This is a genomic window from Haladaptatus sp. W1 (genome assembly GCF_001723155.1).
GTDB lineage: Archaea > Halobacteriota > Halobacteria > Halobacteriales > Haladaptataceae > Haladaptatus > Haladaptatus paucihalophilus.
Window position 1 is genome coordinate 31393 of the sequence record NZ_MEIH01000293.1, and the last position, 16304, is coordinate 47696.

Annotated in this window: 17 protein-coding genes; 9 read left to right on the forward strand and 8 right to left on the reverse strand. The window is 65.5% G+C overall.

Annotation, left to right across the window (positions count from 1 at the left end):
- Positions 1-103: 103 nt before the first annotated feature.
- The 3 genes from BG842_RS14260 to BG842_RS14270 are packed head-to-tail and all read left to right on the forward strand — an operon-like array spanning position 104 to position 3635.
- Positions 104-1438, forward strand: coding sequence for a tRNA-dihydrouridine synthase (locus BG842_RS14260; protein ID WP_069451292.1), 1335 nt, complete (start codon positions 104-106; stop codon positions 1436-1438).
- Positions 1439-1471: 33 nt separating this feature from the next.
- Positions 1472-3286, forward strand: a complete 1815-nt coding sequence (locus BG842_RS14265) for a DEAD/DEAH box helicase (RefSeq protein WP_069451247.1) — start codon at positions 1472-1474, stop codon at positions 3284-3286.
- Positions 3287-3329: 43 nt separating this feature from the next.
- The gene (locus tag BG842_RS14270) at positions 3330-3635 is read left to right on the forward strand and encodes a CDGSH iron-sulfur domain-containing protein (RefSeq protein WP_069451248.1); all 306 of its coding nucleotides are present in this window, start codon (positions 3330-3332) and stop codon (positions 3633-3635) included.
- Positions 3636-4082: 447 nt separating this feature from the next.
- Here BG842_RS14270 and thrC read toward each other — a convergent pair whose 3' ends face one another.
- The 4 genes from thrC to BG842_RS14290 all read right to left on the reverse strand — a co-directional run bounded on the left by thrC (position 4083) and on the right by BG842_RS14290 (position 7064).
- Positions 4083-5327 (reverse strand): threonine synthase, encoded by a 1245-nt coding sequence (gene thrC, locus BG842_RS14275; protein WP_069451249.1) that lies wholly within the window; start codon positions 5325-5327, stop codon positions 4083-4085.
- Entirely contained in the window at positions 5324-6085 is a 762-nt protein-coding gene (locus BG842_RS14280; RefSeq protein WP_069451250.1) for an HpcH/HpaI aldolase/citrate lyase family protein, read from the reverse strand. Before BG842_RS14280 ends, thrC begins: the two co-directional genes overlap by 4 nt.
- A 52-nt stretch (positions 6086-6137) precedes the next feature.
- Complete coding sequence (locus BG842_RS14285) at positions 6138-6419, reverse strand: hypothetical protein (protein WP_069451251.1); 282 nt, start codon at positions 6417-6419, stop codon at positions 6138-6140.
- Positions 6420-6584: 165 nt separating this feature from the next.
- A complete protein-coding gene (locus BG842_RS14290) occupies positions 6585-7064 on the reverse strand; it encodes a DUF456 domain-containing protein (protein ID WP_069451252.1) in 480 nt (159 codons plus the stop codon).
- Positions 7065-7145: 81 nt separating this feature from the next.
- Here BG842_RS14290 and BG842_RS14295 point away from each other — a divergent pair, with 81 nt between their 5' ends.
- Genes BG842_RS14295 through BG842_RS14310 form a run of 4 tightly spaced genes read left to right on the forward strand, consistent with a single transcriptional unit; the run spans position 7146 to position 9844 of the window.
- Complete coding sequence (locus BG842_RS14295; protein WP_069451253.1) at positions 7146-8024, forward strand: NAD(P)H-binding protein; 879 nt, start codon at positions 7146-7148, stop codon at positions 8022-8024.
- Positions 8021-8716, forward strand: coding sequence for a hypothetical protein (locus BG842_RS14300; protein ID WP_069451254.1), 696 nt, complete (start codon positions 8021-8023; stop codon positions 8714-8716). Before BG842_RS14295 ends, BG842_RS14300 begins: the two co-directional genes overlap by 4 nt.
- A gap of 39 nt (positions 8717-8755) precedes the next feature.
- Positions 8756-9142 carry a hypothetical protein gene (locus tag BG842_RS14305; RefSeq protein WP_069451255.1) on the forward strand — a complete coding sequence of 129 codons (387 nt, stop codon included), beginning with the start codon at positions 8756-8758 and terminating at the stop codon, positions 9140-9142.
- Between the two features lie 54 nt (positions 9143-9196).
- Positions 9197-9844 carry a hypothetical protein gene (locus tag BG842_RS14310; RefSeq protein WP_254663177.1) on the forward strand — a complete coding sequence of 216 codons (648 nt, stop codon included), beginning with the start codon at positions 9197-9199 and terminating at the stop codon, positions 9842-9844.
- Here the strand turns inward: BG842_RS14310 and BG842_RS14315 are convergent.
- Positions 9841-10140 carry a PadR family transcriptional regulator gene (locus tag BG842_RS14315; RefSeq protein WP_007978070.1) on the reverse strand — a complete coding sequence of 100 codons (300 nt, stop codon included), beginning with the start codon at positions 10138-10140 and terminating at the stop codon, positions 9841-9843. The genes BG842_RS14310 and BG842_RS14315 overlap by 4 nt on opposite strands.
- 368 nt (positions 10141-10508) lie before the next feature.
- On the opposite strand from BG842_RS14315, the gene BG842_RS14320 reads away from it, so the two are divergent.
- On the forward strand, positions 10509-13490 hold the full coding sequence (locus BG842_RS14320) for an FAD-binding and (Fe-S)-binding domain-containing protein (protein WP_069451257.1): 2982 nt from the start codon (positions 10509-10511) through the stop codon (positions 13488-13490).
- 27 nt (positions 13491-13517) lie between these two features.
- Here the strand turns inward: BG842_RS14320 and BG842_RS32555 are convergent, their stop codons facing one another.
- Positions 13518-13646, reverse strand: coding sequence for a hypothetical protein (locus BG842_RS32555; protein WP_007978074.1), 129 nt, complete (start codon positions 13644-13646; stop codon positions 13518-13520).
- A gap of 116 nt (positions 13647-13762) precedes the next feature.
- Here BG842_RS32555 and BG842_RS14325 point away from each other — a divergent pair, with 116 nt between their 5' ends.
- Positions 13763-14770 carry an LLM class flavin-dependent oxidoreductase gene (locus tag BG842_RS14325; protein WP_069451293.1) on the forward strand — a complete coding sequence of 336 codons (1008 nt, stop codon included), beginning with the start codon at positions 13763-13765 and terminating at the stop codon, positions 14768-14770.
- A 70-nt stretch (positions 14771-14840) separates the two neighbouring features.
- On the opposite strand, the gene gdhB is transcribed toward BG842_RS14325, so the two are convergent.
- The gene (gene gdhB / locus BG842_RS14330; protein ID WP_069451258.1) at positions 14841-16136 is read right to left on the reverse strand and encodes a glutamate dehydrogenase GdhB; all 1296 of its coding nucleotides are present in this window, start codon (positions 16134-16136) and stop codon (positions 14841-14843) included.
- Positions 16137-16143: 7 nt separating this feature from the next.
- Positions 16144-16287 carry a rubrerythrin-like domain-containing protein gene (locus BG842_RS28915; RefSeq protein WP_139136129.1) on the reverse strand — a complete coding sequence of 48 codons (144 nt, stop codon included), beginning with the start codon at positions 16285-16287 and terminating at the stop codon, positions 16144-16146.
- Positions 16288-16304: the final 17 nt, after the last annotated feature.

Below are 16304 nucleotides of genomic sequence, written 5' to 3' on the forward strand. Positions count from 1 at the left end.
AGCGACGGACGGCCGCGACGGTGCTTTTTTCGAACGAGTACACCGACCGCGGACCCGAGTGCCGCAAAGCTTTACGGGCGAATCCGACGAATCGGACCACATCGTGGCCCGCCTCGAAGACCCGCTCGAAATCGGGGGCGTCGAACTTCCGAACCGACTCTATCGCGCCCCGTTACTCGAATGCGCAGGCAACGGCGAAGACGCGGTGGATACCCTGCTTCGGGAACTCGAACCGGCCGCCGAGTCGGGCGTCGGGCTGATATGTCAGGGTGCTACCATCGTGCGTGGCGAGGGAGGGTGTGCCGCGCCGGGAATGACCAGGGTTCACGACCCCGCGTTCGTCTCGCGCCTCTCACGACTCACGGACGCGGTACACGACCACGAGAGTCGGATTTTCGTCCAACTCGAACACGGCGGCTTGCGAAGCATGGAGACGTGGCACGCGGGCTACCGCGCCGAAAATCCCGAGTTGCGACAGTTGGCCGTCTCGCGGCCTCCCGCCGTCCTCCGATTGCTGGATAGAGTGGGCTTCCTCGACTACGACCCGCACATCCTCTCGACGGCGGAGGTGTACGACCTCGCGGCCGATTTCGGTCGCTCGTCGGAATACGCGGTCGAAGCGGGCTACGACGGAATTCACATCGCCGGGGCGAACATGGGTATCGTCCAGCAGTTCCTCTCGCCGTTCTACAACCGCCGCGACGACGAGTTTGGCGGGTCGCTCACGGCCCGGACGAGGTTCCTCGAAGTCGTGTACGACGAGATTCGGGAGCGCGTCGGCCCCGACGTGCCTGTCGTGACCAAGGTTCCCGCCGAAACGACCGCCCCGGCGATCGTCCGGCGGCATCTCTCGCTCGCCGACGGAATCCGCATCTGTGAACGGTTGGCCGACGTGGGATTCGACGCCCTCGTTCCGGTGCAGGCGTCGGTGTTTTGGGACGCGAGTATCATCCGCGGCGCGTTCCCGGCCCGCGCGTGGCGCGACGAGCGGTTCCGCGACGGGTACGGGGAGGCGTTCGGGAGCAAGCCGCGCGCCGCGCTCGTCGCTCTTCTCAACTGGCTCCAGTCGCTGAAATACGACTTCGACCCGGCGTGGAACCGTCCGTTCACCCGTCGCGTCTCGTCGCGCGTGTCGGTGCCCGTGCTGGCCGAAGGCGGGATTCGGACCCGCGCGCAAATCGACCGACTGCTCTCCGAGGGCGCGTGCGACGGCGTGGGGATGGGTCGGCCGTTTTACGCCGAACCGCGGCTCCCGGCGCGACTGCTCGAAAGCCCGAACGCCGCCGTCGCGTGCGAAAACTGCAACAACTGCACCGTCCCGCAAGCGACGGGGGCGCGCGGCGTCTGTCGAACGCCCAGCGTGCTCGAAAAGCGCGGAGAACTCCGGGAATCGGGTGCCTACGACGGCTCCGGCGACCCCGACCGCGAGGAGTCGTAACGGGTATTCGGTCGGGGGTCCAATCGAGGAACAGTGACCGACGAGTACGAGATTTCTGACTTCTACGACGCCATCGAGGACGTGGGGCGTCCGGTGCTCACCGCCGATGAGGTCGCCCGCGCACTCGACTGTTCGCACGAGGACGCCAACCGCGTGCTGGAGCGACTCGCCGAGGAGCGCGACGTAGCGCGGCTCGACGTGGAGAACGACCCCGTGGTCTGGTTCCCGACCGAGTGGGAGCGACTCGCCGACCGCGAGCGAATCGTGGTGTTCCCGAAGCGCCGCGAAATCGTCGCCGACCAACCGGCGCAGTTCACGCGGGCGCAACTCTCGCAGTTCGCCCACCTCACCGACACGACGCGGGCGGGGAGCTACAGCTATCGTGTTCGGGAAGAGGACATCTGGTCCGCGCCGTACGATTCTCTGGAGAACCTGATGCGGACCGTCCGGCAGGTGCTCCCGGAGCCGTCGCCGGATTTGGAGGGATTCATCGAGGCCCAGTGGAAGCGCGCGCGGCAGTTCCGCCTCTACACCCACGAGGACGGCTACGTCGTCCTCGAAGCCGCGAGCGACGACCTGATGGGGAACGTCGCCCGGCAGAAGTTGAGCGAGGACCACCTCCGCGCGCCCATCGGCGACGACGAAAGCTGGGTCGCGGAGGATAAGGTGGCCGAAGTCAAGCGAATCCTCTACGAGGCGGGCTACCCCGTGCAGGACGAACGCGACTTGGAAACCGGGGACGACCTCGATATCACCTGCGCCCTCGATTTGCGCGACTACCAGCGCGAGTGGGTCGAGGAGTTCGTCGACCTCAAATCCGGCGTCCTCGTCGGCCCGCCGGGGAGCGGGAAGACGGTGGCCGCGATGGGCGTCCTCGAAGCCGTCTCCGGCGAGAGCCTGATTCTGGTTCCGGGACGGGAACTCGCCGGGCAGTGGCGCGACGAACTGCTGGCCAGCACCAGCCTCACGCCGGAGCAGGTCGGCGAGTACCACGGCGGCGAGAAGAACGTCCGCCCGGTGACGATTGCGACCTACCAAACCGCCGGAATGGACCGCCACCGCCAGCTGTTCGACCAGCGACGGTGGGGGCTCATCGTGTACGACGAATGTCAACACATCCCGTCGCGGGTGTTCCGCCGGAGCGCGGACCTCCAGTCGAAGCACCGACTGGGATTGTCAGCGACGCCCGTCCGGGAAGATGACAAGGAAAAAGACATCTTCACGCTCATCGGCCCGCCCATCGGCACCGACTGGGACGCGCTGTTCGAGGCCGGATTCGTCGCGGAACCCGAGGTCGAAATCCGGTACGTCGGCTGGGACGAGGAGACCTATCACGGCGAGTACGCTAACGCCGACGGGCGCGGGAAGCGGCGAATCGCCGCGACGAACCCCGCGAAACTGGACGAGATTCGGTTCCTGCTCGCCGAACACCCCACCTCGAAGGCGCTGGTGTTCGTGGAGTACCTCGAACAGGGCGATCGAATCGCGGAGGTCCTCGACGTGCCGTTCCTGAGCGGCCAGATGCGCCACGCAGAGCGCGAGCGCCACCTGCAGGCGTTCCGCGACGGCCGGGAGGATACCTTGGTCATTTCGCGCGTCGGCGACGAGGGAATCGACCTCCCGGACGCCGAAATCGCCATCGTCGCGTCCGGGTTGGGCGGGTCGCGGCGGCAGGGCGCACAGCGCGCCGGGCGGACCATGCGCCCCGCCGGACGCGCTCGGATGTACGTGCTGGCGACGCGCGGCACCCGCGAGGAGGAGTTCGCCCGCCAGCAGTTGCGCCATCTCGCTTCGAAGGGGATTCGAATTCAAGAGACGGTGCTGGACGAGCGAGAGGAAGACGACTGACTCAACGACGGGAGTGAAGTAACAGCGACCACAACGTCGGGGTATGGCCCGCGAAGTGCGACACGACGCGAGGAGTCCACTCAAACTCGACGAGGACGACATCGACGAGGAGAAAGGCGATATCGCCGTCTGCCGGTGCGGCCTGTCCGCGGAGTATCCGTTCTGTGACGGCACACACCGAACGACGCGGGACGAGGAGGAGGGAACGGTGTACCGGTACGAAGACGGCGAGCGACGGGTAATCGAGAAAATCGTCTACCGGGAAGGGGACGGGAGCGGCGACCATGGAGACGGCACCGACGACAGCGGGGACGGTAACCGCGACTACGGGGACGACAACGGCGACTGACGCGCCGCGTCGGCAACAACGCCTAACCGAATCGCCTGCGTCCCGAAGGTATGCGTCTCGGGGAGACAAGGGGAAGAAGATGAAGGGAATACTGGCGGGGTCGGTCGTTGCGGTCGTCGTCGCCGCCGCGATTGTCGGGGGAATCGGAGTCGCTTCGGGAGGAAGCGAAGCGGGAGCGACGGAGCCCCCCGCGGTCCAAGCGGTCGGCGTGACCGCCGACGTCGAGTACACGTGCCGGAACGTGACAGTCACGGTCGAACCCAAGTGGGTGCAGTACGACCTCGTTATCTTCTACGAGGATACCGTCACGGGAAAGCGAGGCAAGGCGCTCGTCGGCCCGATGCGCGGGAAGACGGTCGAACCGTACGGGAACGGCATCGTGTTCACGAGCGTCGAAGTGATGGTCAACGGGGCGACCGTCGAAACGGAAACCATCCTGGCGAAGTGCTACCCGGACACCAAGGACGCGACACGCTCCGGGAGGTCTCCTATCGGCACCGATTCGGGGGTCTCGGCGAGCGCGGAGCGTTCCCGGAACCCGGTGCCGGTTGCGATGGCGACGACTGATTCTTCGGGGTCGATTTTGCCCGCGGTCGAAAGGTGACGGATTCCCGCCAGCGTCGTCGCCGAAGCCGGTTCGACGCAGAGACCGGCGCGGCGCGCGAGTTGTCGTTTCGCGTCGAGGATGGCGTCGTCCGCCACCGAGAGCACGGCCCCGCCGGTGTCACGAACCGCGGCGAGGACCCGGTTTCCGCTCGGCGGGGAAGCATTGGCGATGGAGTACGCCACCGTTTCGCCGCCATCGACGGGCGTCACGCGGTCCGCCCCGTTCCGGAACGCTTCTGCTATCGGGTCGCACGCGGCGGCTTGGACGAAGTAGAGTCGGGGGAGCGACTCGACATTGAGCAGGTTCGCGTCGCGGAGTTCGCACACCGCCTTCCAGATGGCGCTGGCGTGGCCGCCGCTACTCACGGGGGCGACGATGGCGTCGGGCGTCCGTCCCTCGTCGGCGAACGCCTCGCAGATTTCCAGCGCCGTCGTCTTCTGGCCCGCGACCCGGAGCGGCGCGTCGGAGTTGACGAACCGGACGCCCGGTAGGTCGAGGCTCACGTCGTACAGCCGACCGTAGTCGCCCTCGACGCGCACCAGCGTCGGGTCGTACTGAGCGATGTGGGTCAGCCGCTCCGTCGGGATGTCGTCGGGGACGAGCACGAGGCAGTTCAGCCCCGCGCTGGCGGCCGTCGCGGCCATGCTCATCGCCATGTTGCCGTGCGAAACGGTTCCCACCCAGTCGTCGCCCGCGTCGAGCGCTCGGGCGACGCCGACCGCGCTTCCGCGGTCCTTGAAGCTGCCCGTCGGGTTCGCGCTCTCGTCCTTGACCCGGAGTTCGCACCCGGCGTAGTCGTCGAGTCGCGGCGTTCGAAGCAGCGGCGTTCCGCCGACGGCAGACCCGATACCCGGCGGGCGGGAGACAGGGAGCAGGTCGCGGTAGCGCCAGATGGACGAGCGGGACGTTTCCGGCCACGAAAATCCCGTCGCGTCCGTTCGGTCCGCTCGGTCCGTCGCGTCAACCCCATTCCTCCCGTCGATTTTCAACCAGAGCGGTTCGCCGCACGAACAGCGCGCACCCGTCGCGGCTTCCCGGCCGCACCGATAGCAGACCCGCGTCGGCGGCGTTTTTGTCCCCGTCATCGAATCGCGTCCTCGTAGGTTCGTTTGGCGCGACTCGCGCCGTCGAGCAGGTAGTCGGCGTCGATGCCGACGACCTGAAAGTCGAATCCGGCGTTCACCCAGCGTTCGACGTCCTCGGGGTCGAGTGCGATGCTCCCGACCGGAACGTCGGCGTCGTGAGCCGCGTCCAAAACAGCGGAAATTTCGGTGTCCAGCGACTCCGTGTCGCCGAACCGTCCGAGCGACGCGGAGAGGTCCGCCGGGCCGACGAAGAGCGCGTCGATGCCGTCCACCGCCGCGATGTCGGCAGCGTGTTCGACGCCGCTCTCGGTCTCGATTTGTGCCACGACGAGCCGTTCGTCGTTCGCTCGCTCGAAGTAGTCGGCCAGGTCGCGGCCGTACCGCGACGCCCGCGACCCGGCGACGCCGCGGATTCCGTCCGGCGGATAGCGCGTCGCGTCGGCGATTCCGCGGGCCTGTGCCCCCGTCTCGACCATCGGAACGATGACGCCGGAGACGCCGGTATCGAGGACGCGCTTGAGCCGCGCGGGGTCGTCGTCCGCCACGCGAACGAGCGGTTCGGTGGTCCCGCTCGCGGCGTCCACGGCGCGGGCGAGGGTTTCGACCGTTTCGAACGACATGGCCGTGTGTTCGGCGTCGATGACCACGAAATCGAAGCCCAGTTCGGCGCACATCTCGGCGACCGCCGGGTGGCCGATGGAAATCCACGACCCGACCGCGGCGTCGCCCGCACGGATGGCGGTTGGCAGTTCGCTCATGGGGTGCAGGACGGGTGGGAGGGAAAAATAGCACCGGGTCGGGGAAATTCGCTCAATCCCCCCCGGTCACGCTGTAGATGACGAAGAGGTACCCGACCGTCGAGACGCCGTAGTTCACCGTGAGGAGCAACCGACTGTTGTTGAAATCGGTGAGAAACGCGCTGAACGTGGTGGCGATGGCCGCCGCGACGAGAATGGAGAACCCGACCGAGAGGACGAGCATCGACCGACGGGACGTCTGTTGGTATGCGCGCATCGCTAACCCGACCATGGTGAGACCGGTCGCGGCGAGAACGACGCTGAGTACGATATACGTGATTTCGATAGCCTGCATGGAGTGTCGCCTTCGATTTTCGTGAACTACAAATCAGCCTACTGATTTAAAATTACTCCATATCGCAATCCATCAATCGGACGGCACGAACCGCGTCGGGTTCGAAATCGAATCCGGCCACGCGGGATCGGAAATTTATTTGACAGTGTGAAGAACCGCCGTCCGTCAGAACAGCGTGACGGCGAGGAATCCGACGAGCAGCGTTCCCGTCACGACGAGTTGGAACACCGCTGACGCCAGCAGTCCGACGATGGCGAAGGTGGCCGTCTTGGCCCCTCTTCCGGCATCGCGGGTTCGGGCCAGTTCGACGGCGAACGTGGCAAGGGCGACGGCGACGAGCATCCCCAGCGGTCCCGTCGTGAACAGTGCGACGACGCCGACGACGCCCGCGACGGCGGCCGACCAGACCGAACCACCGCTCGCTCGGGCGGAAATCGCGCTCCCGGCGTACTCGGCGACGACCGCGGCGACCCCGAGGACCGTTGCGATGGCCACGAAGGGAAGACCGGGGTCCCCGAACCCCGTCCCCCACCAGTAGGCATAGATGCCCGCGAGCGAGAGCGGGACGCCCGGCAGGAGCGGGACGACGCTGCCGAGGACGCCGCCCAGCAGGAGCGCGAGGGCGAGGAGGAAGGGCCAATCCATGTGGAAGGGAAGGCGGTTACGAGCCATAACCCTTCAGGTTGCCCGATAGCTTTTGAACGCTAGCGACCGGAGATACGAACGATGACGGTACTCGTCGCCGGCGCAACCGGGTTCGTCGGCCGCCACCTCGTCCCCGCACTCGTCGAGCGCGGTGAGGAGGTCGTGGCGATGACGCGGGACGCATCGACGTACGACCCACCGGAGGGCGTCTCGGTCGTCGAAGGCGACCTGAACGACCGGGAGAGCCTACAAGGTATCTTCGAGGGCGTGGACATCGCGTACTACCTCGTCCACTCGATGGGCGAGAGCGAGGACTTCATGGCCCACGACCGGGTCACCGCGCGGAACTTCGTCTCCGCGGCGCGCGAGGGGAACCTCTCCCGTGTCGTCTACCTCTCCGGACTCGGGGGGGAGCGAGTCACCCTCTCCGACCACCTCAAATCGCGCCGCGAGGTGGAGTACATCCTCGGCACCGGTCCCTACGACCTGACCGTCCTCCGGGCGGCCATCGTCGTTGGAGGCGACAGCGCCAGCTTTCGCATGGTTCGACAGCTGTCGGAGCGCCTTCCGCTGATGATAACGCCGCGGTGGGTCGGGACCGACTGCCAACCCATCGCCATCGACGACGTGGTGGCCTACCTCGTCGGCGTCCTCGACGCGCCCGAGACGGCCGGAAAGACGTTCGAAATCGGTGGCCCGGACGTCCTCACCTACGGCGAGATGGTGATTCGGACGGGCGACCTGCTCGGCAAGCAGTCCACCATGATTCCCGTTCCGGTCCTCACCCCGAAGCTCTCGGCCTACTGGGTCGACCTCGTGACGGACGTGCCGAAGGAAGTCGCCCATCCGCTCATCCTCGGCTTGAAGACGCGAACCGTCGTGGAGGACGACCGAATCCGCTCGCTCGTCCCCATCGAGTTGACGTCGTTCGACGACGCCGTTCGGCGCGCCATCGCATGAATCGCCCCGTCTATCGATGGACGTACGAGAGCATCGTGGACGCGATTCCGGGCGTCACGTTTCCCGATTGGCTCGCGCTCACGATACAGTTCGTCCTCTTCGAAGGGGTCATGTTGCTCCTCGCGTGGCGATACGACCTCTGGCACGCCGTCCCGGCGGGAACCGCGGCCATCGTCGTCGCCACCGCTGGAAGCGCGCTGATGCTCCTCATCGGCCGCCGAGTGCGGGATCTGTCGATGCCGACGGCGTACCGAAAGCTGCTGTTCGGGTCGAGCATCGAGGTGGTGCTCGGCGTCATCGCGTACGTCGCGTTGATAACGTACCTGCTGGTGTACACCCCGCGGACAGGCGCGCCGCTCCTCGAATCGCTGTTGGGAACCGCCCCGCCGATACCAGCGGTGTTCCTCACGCTGCTCGTCCTGTGGGACGTGTGCTATCGCATCGGCACCGCGTGGTGGGCGAGCGTCATCGGCTTCTGGGTCGCGTTCCGGCATCCGACGGAGGGAGCGACGCGGCGGTATCTCCGCCGCGTGGACGCCTTCGTCATCTGCTTCGCCCTGTTGCAACTCGTCCTCGTGCCGTTCGTCCGGGGCTACGACCTGCTGGTGTTCGCGCTGGTCGGCCACGTCGTCGCGGTGCTCTGCGTCTCGGGGAGCGCGATTTTTATCCGCACCCGTGGCTCAACTATTTAACGGATGACGGCATAATCCGTTGGTACAGGTTCCCAAGCCATGTCCGACAGTGACCCGTCGTTCTCGATTCCGCACCGGCCGCGACGGACGTATCCGCGGCAGGGCGGCGTCCGCTACGAGGGAGAGACGCTGTTTCGCCTCTCGCCGAGTTCGGACCCCTCCGAGAGCGACCTCGTGAACCTCGTCGAGCGCGTGCTCGACGGGGAGTCGTACACCTACGGCGACTGGTTCGACCTCCCCGTTCCGATGTATCTCGTGCGCGACCGCGAACACGACACCACGTTTCGCGTCGTCGTTCGATACGGGTCAGTCGAGCTACACATTCTCCCTGACACGCGATCGTCGGGGTTACAGACGCTCTATCATCGACTAACGGCGTGTTCGGACTGCTCGTGGAGCGTCTCGTGCGAGTCGAACCCAAACTGACAAATCGAAACGGAGTACAACCATTATATACCATCGGCGGGTGAACGTAATCTAATGGCGCTCCATGTAGACTCCCGCGATTGGACCCTCCGTACGACCCACAATCGAGACGAGATGTTGGCGCTCGCGGACGAAGAAGGAATTCGAGCGGCACGGGCGTCCTACCCGTCCGGCTGGCTCTTTTTGACCCGTGACCCGTCGACCCGTGAGCTGGTTCGGCTCGCCGCGGCGACCGGCGGCGAGTGGCAGGTGGAGGACCTCGCGCACGAACTCGACCGGGACCTCGAAGACGTCGAGCGAAGTTTGGAGGACCTCGTTGCGCTTCGCGTGTTCCGCGAGGACGACGAGACGTATCGACCGAACTCGGAAAGCGTCGTCGCGAACGCCGTCGGACAGTTACGAAGCGCAGCGGACGAACGGGGCGCGTCCGACGGCTTCCGCGACCTCACGCAGCCCGAAGCGGTTCGCTTGCTATTGGACGCGCTCCTCACCGTGGACGAGACGGAAGAGTTCACGCAGGACGACCTCCACGAACGCGTGGGGTTGTCCCGAAAATCGGTGTGGATGCACGTTGACCCGCTGGAGGAACTCGGCGTGCTCACGGACTCCGGTAGCGGCTACAAAATAAACGAATCGAGTTCTGTCTTCGCTCACATCAGAGCGCTGAACGCCGCGGTTCTCGGCACCGCCCTCTCCCCTTAAGCGGTCTGTGTCTGACTGAGATCCGCCCCGACGTAGTCTTCTTCCCACTCACGGCGCGCTTCGATTTCACGCGCACCCCTCCGGGTGAGCGTGTAGTAGTTCGTTCGACGGTCTCGCTGTCCCTTCTCCACCAACCCTTTGTCCACGAGAGAGTCGAGATTCGGATACAGTCGCCCGTGATGAATCTCCTTCTCGTAGTACGCTTCGAGTTCTTCTTTGATGGCGAGGCCGTGGGGTTCGTCCAGACCAGCGATGACGTACAGCAAGTCCCGCTGGAAACCAGTCAGGTCGTGCATGGTTCTCCCTATCCCTACAGAATCATGCAACAGACAAAAGAGTGATGGCCGTACCGAGCATACCCCGACGCTTGCTTGCGATTTTTTGAAAGGGCGTATCGACTACTCTCGTGTCGAAATCTGTTGGGAAATCTATGTAAATGGCCTCTCCCCAAACTCTATAGATACTCCTCCGGTCGTCACGTCCCGAGGAGCGACACGTCGAAAAAAGGACCGCTCGAAGCGAAACGGTCGGTCGAAATCGGACGTTACGGGACGCGCCGTCCGGTTTTCTCGATACGTCCGTCCCGGCGGTTTCGGTTTTAGACACGCAGCGATGCGATGGATTCAACCCCGGATTTATGCCCACGTGTCTGGTTGTCTCACGCATGGCAATACGGGACGACCATCCCGACTTCGAGACGTACCGTGCCGCTCTCGGACACGAACCGCCGGACGCCCACCCCTCCCTCGCGGACGAGTTGCGCGCCGCGGTCAACGGAGAAGTCAGATTCGACCGATACACGCGCGTGCTGTACGCGACCGACGGCAGCATCTATCAGGCGCAACCGGCGGGCGTCGTCTTTCCGACCGACGTCGAGGACGTCCGGGCCGCGGTCCGGATCGCCGCCGACCACGACATGCCCGTCCTCCCGCGCGGTGCCGGGTCCTCGCTCGCCGGGCAAACCGTCGGTCCTGGCTGTGTCGTGCTCGACTTCTCGCGGCACATGGATTCGATACTCGACGTGGACCCCGACGGCCGACGGGCGGTCGTCGAACCCGGCGTCGTGCAGGACGATTTGGACGACCACCTCGCGCAGTGGGACCTGAAGTTCGCCCCCGACCCGGCCTCCTCCAACCGAGCGACCGTCGGCGGCGGCATCGGCAACAACTCCACCGGCGCGCACTCGGTCCGCTACGGCATCACGGACGCCTATACCGCCGAACTCGACGTCGTGCTCGCGGACGGGTCGCTGATTCACACCCGCGACGTCGAACTCGACGGCGAGGAATGGGACGAAATCGTCGGGAAGGACGACCGCGAAGCCGAACTGTACCGCACCGTCCGGGAACTCGTTGCGGACAACGAGGACGAAATCGAAGCGCGCTATCCGACGCTCAAGCGCTCCGTCAGCGGCTACAACCTCCACAAGGTCGTCTTCGAGCGGGACGGGACGCGCTACATCAACCTCTCGAAACTGTTCGTCGGCGCGGAGGGAACATTGGGCGTCGTCGTCCGCGCGACGCTGGATTTGGTGTCGCGTCCCGACGAAACCGCACTCGCGCTCTACTGCTTCGACGACCTCGTGTCGGCGATGGAAGCGGTGCCCGAGGCGCTCGAATACGACGTGAGCGCGGTCGAGTTGATGGACGACGAGGTGTTCCGCCTCGCCCGCAACTCGTCGGAGTTCGCCGCCTACGCCGAACCGATTCCGGAACGGGCGGCCGCGGCCCTCATGTTGGAGTTCGACGGTGAGATTTGCGACGACTTCGAGGACGCCATCGCGGAGACGAACGCCCACTTCGTCCACGCGGGCGAGGCGTTCGACGTCCTCGAAGCCTACACCGAAGACGAGCAAGCCGACCTCTGGAAGCTCCGGAAGGCGGCGATTCCGCTGTTGATGAGCATGGAGGGCGACCCGAAGCCCTACCCCTTCATCGAGGACGCCTCCGTGCCGCCGGAGGAACTCGCCGAGTACGTGCGCGAGTTCATGGACGTGCTCGAAAAACACGACACTTCGGCGGCCTACTTCGCCCACGCCGGAAGCGGGACGCTCCACATCCGTCCAATTTTGAACCTGAAGGACGCCGAGGGCATCGAGACGATGCACTCCATCGCCGACGACGTGACCTCGCTCGTCCTCGACCACCACGGGTCCTTCTCGGGCGAGCACGGCGACGGATTAGCTCGGACCGAGTTCAATCCGAAGATGTACGGCCCGCAACTGTGGGCGGCGTTTCAGGACCTGAAGACGGCGTTCGACCCGGGGTGGCGATTGAACCCCGGAACCGTCGTGTTCCGCGACGAGGACGGCGCGGACATGCGCGAGCACCTCCGATACGGTCCCGAGTACTCCTCGCTCGAACCGACGACGGTGCAGGACTTCTCCGACGAGGGCGGCTTCTCGCACCTCGTGGAACTGTGTAACGGCTGTGGCACCTGCCGCCAGACCGGGAGCGAGACCATGTGTCCCTCGTACCGCGGCATGAAGGACGAGATGGCCACCACGCGGGGGAGAGCGAACATGCTCCGCGCCGCCATCAGCGGCGAGATTCCGACCGAAGAACTGTACACCGACCGGTTTCAGGAGGAGGTGCTCGACCTCTGTCTGGGCTGTAAGGGCTGCGCCCGCGACTGTCCGACGGGCGTCGATTTGGCGAAGCTGAAGGCGGAGGTGAAACACGCCCACCACGAGGAGCGCGGGCCGAGCCGTCGAGACCGATTTTTCGCCAACGTGGACACGATTTCGGCGCTCGGAAGCGCGCTCGCTCCGGTGTCGAACTGGGCGACGCGGTTGCCGGGGTCGGACGTCATCGCCGATAAACTCCTCGGCATCGCGCCTGAACGAGACCTCCCGACCTTCAGCAGGGAGTCGTTGGAAGAGTGGTTCGAGGCACGCGGCCCCCGCGTTCCGAAGGACATCGCCACGGAGCACGTCGTCCTCGTTCCCGACACCTTCACCAACTACAGCTATCCGGCACCCGGCAAGGCCGCGGTTCGCGTCCTCGAAGCGGCGGGCGTCCACGTGCAAGTCCCCTCGAACCTCGCGCCGAGCGGTCGGGCGGCCTACTCCGAGGGCTTTCTCGATACGGCGAAAGAGAATGCAGAGAAAAACGTCTCGGCGCTCGAACCCGCCGTTTCTGAGGGGTGGTCGGTCGTCTTCGTGGAACCCTCGGACGCGGTGATGGTGCAGGACGAATACCGGGACCTCGTGTCGGGGTCCGCCGTCGAGAAAGTCGCCGCGAACACCTTCGGCGTCTGCGAGTTCATCGACCGCGAGCGGTTGGACGACGACATCGAGTTCCGCGAGGTGACGGAATCGCTCGCCTACCACGGCCACTGCAACCAGAAGGCGCTCGGGCGCGACCACCACGCGGTGGGCGTGCTCCGCCGGGCGGGGTACGCGGTGGACCCGCTGGAGAGTGGGTGCTGTGGCATGGCGGGGAGTTTCGGCTATCGAGAAGAACAGTACGACCTTTCGCAAGCCATCGGTCGAATCCTGTTCGAGCAGGTGGAAGAGAGCGACGCGGAAACCGTCGTCGCGCCCGGCGCGTCCTGTCGCACGCAACTCGAAGGCAACGACTCGCGCCCACCGCACCCCATCGAAAAGGTCGCGGAGGCTCTCCCGCGAGGGAACGCGTCGTACTGACGCGGTTCTCCGCTCCCACTATCGATTTCAGCCGAGGAAGTACATCGCGGCGAAGAACAGGACGAGCAACGCGAGCAACACCATCACCGGCTTGAACGCGTTCAGTATCGAGCGATCCGGCTTCTTCGGGCCGGAACTGGTGAGTGGACCATCCATAGTTTCGATATCCAAACTAGTGGGAAAAAGTTTCGTGGTGAGGAACGTCGAGCATTCGGAAGTGTTCGAATCCGTGCTTATAAACCGTTAAGGTGTCGGCGTTCGATTTTTCCGGCATGAAACTCGGGACGGGGCTGTTCACCTGCCAGCGACGACCGGACGATGACCGCTCGATGACCGAGATATACGACGAGATGCTCGAACTCGGCGAGGTTATCGACGACTCCGGCCTCGACAGCATGTGGGTGTCGGAACACCACTTCGCCGAGGACGGCTACCTCTCGGCCACCATGCCCTCGCTCGCGGCGCTGGCCGCCCGCACCGAAACCGTCGAACTCGGTACCTGTATCGCGCTCGCCCCGCTCTACGACGGGGTTCGGCTCGCCGAGGACGCCGCGACGGTGGACCTGCTCGCCGACGGCCGACTGACGATGGGACTCGCCATCGGGTCGAACCCGCGCGAGTTCGAATCGTTCGGTGTCCCCCGCGAGGAGCGCGTAGAGCGCATGACCGACCTGACCGACCTCCTCCGCGCCTCGTGGTCCGACGGTCCGCTCGACTACGACGCCGAGTTCCACGACGTGTCTCCCGACGTGAGCGTGACGCCGAAACCCGAATCGGAGATTCCGATCATGTTCGGCGGGTCGGTCAAACCCGCCGTGCGACGCGCGGCCCGCGTCGCCGACGCGTGGTGTGCCCCCTCCGCCCTCTCCGTCGAGGGCGTCCGCAAGCGCAAGGAGGACATCGAGCGCGTTCGGGAGAAGGAAGGAATCGAGGGCGATTTCGAAGTGTACGTCCTCCAGCACGGCTTCGTCGCCGATTCCAAAGAAGAGGCGTGGGAAGCGATGAAACCCGGCTACTTCTACATCCAGCGCCGTTACGCCGAAATCTTCTCCGGCGAATCGGTAGACGAACTGGACGCCGAGCGGAAAGCGGAGCTGAAAGAACAGGCCATCTTCGGCACGCCCGAGCAGGTGGCCGAGGAGTTGAACGAGTACCGCGGCGCGCTGGGCGACGACGTTCACTTCATCTTCCGCACCTACCACCCCGGCATCGGCACCGACGCGATGGTCGAGTGCGTGGAACGACTCGGGGACGAGGTTGCACCGCTGGTCCGGGAATAAGAGAGGGAAAAACCGGCCGCCTACCCCCGTCGTTTCCGTTGTTCTCCGTTCGGTCGGGAGGAGTCGGCCGTCAGGGCCAGAGACCCCGAACCCGATGGGCTTCGCCGATACGCGAAAGGGCGACGACGTACGCGGCGTCGCGCCACGTCACGTCGCGTTCTTCGACTTCCTCGCGCACGTCGTTCCACGCGTCGAGCATCTCGGCTTCGAGTTCGTCGTTCACGCGCTCCAGCGACCACTGCCGACGGTTGATGTCCTGTAGCCACTCGAAGTACGAGACGGTCACGCCGCCCGCGTTGGCGAGGATGTCCGGGATTACCGGGACGTCCCGCTCCGCGAGGATGGCGTCAGCGGAGGCGGTCGTGGGACCGTTTGCACCCTCGACCACGAGCGAGGCCCGTACGTCGTCCGCGTTCGCACCGGTGAGGGCGTTGCCGACGGCGGCGGGAACGAGCACGTCCACGTCGAGCGTGAGCAGGTCCTCGTTGCTGATGCAGTCGTCGGCGTACCGGGTGACGGCTTCGGGTTCCTCCTCGTGGGACGGAACCGCCGCCGTCTCGATGCCGTCGGGGTCGTACGCCGCGCCGTTCACGTCGGAGACGGCGACGACGGTCGCCCCCCATTCATCGAGGAGGCGGGCGGCGTTCGCGCCGACGCTCCCGAACCCCTGTACCGCGACGGTCGTTCCGTCGAGTCCGAAGTCGTAGTAGTCACACGCCTCGCGGGTGACGAGCGCGACCGAACGGCCCGGCGCTTCCTCGCGGCCGAACGAACCGCCGACGACCGGCGGTTTCCCCGTGACGACGCCGGGTTGGGTCTCGCCCTCCTGCATCGAGTAGGCGTCCATGAACCACGCCATCGTCTGGGAGTCGGTTCCCATATCGGGGGCCGGAATGTCGCTGTTCGGCCCGACCGTATCGCGGAGTTCCTGTGCGAACCGCCGCGTCAGGCGTTCGCGCTCGGAATCCGAGAGTCGTTTCGGATTGACGACGAGGCCGCCCTTCGCGCCGCCGAACGGGATGTCCATGACGGCGCACTTCCACGTCATCCACATCGAGAGGCCGATACACTCCTCCTCGGTCACGCCGGGGTGATACCGGAGGCCGCCCTTGTACGGCCCCCGAACGCTGTCGTGTTGCGCGCGGTAACCGGTGAACACCTCGACTGACCCGTCGTCCCGCTTCAACGGGACGGTGACGCGGTGGACGTGGGTCGGATGGCGCAAGCGCTCGACGATGTTCGGGTCGATGTCGGTCCCGGCCGCCGCTCGGTTCAACTGTCGCCGTGCGGTGTCGAGCGCCGATTCCACGGGTCCGTCGCCCGGTTCGTCCGCCGGTTCCGGGCGCGAATTTACGTTGGATGCCATCGATGGGTTATTCGAGGGGCATCCCTCGATTGCGGAGGTGAACGTCGCACTCGTCACACGCTCCGGGGTGGTGGGTCGCGGTCACGATGGTACCACACCGCGGACACTCGTACTGCGATTCCGTCGTCGGGTCAGGGGTTATATCTCGCATCGGAAATTCCTCCAATC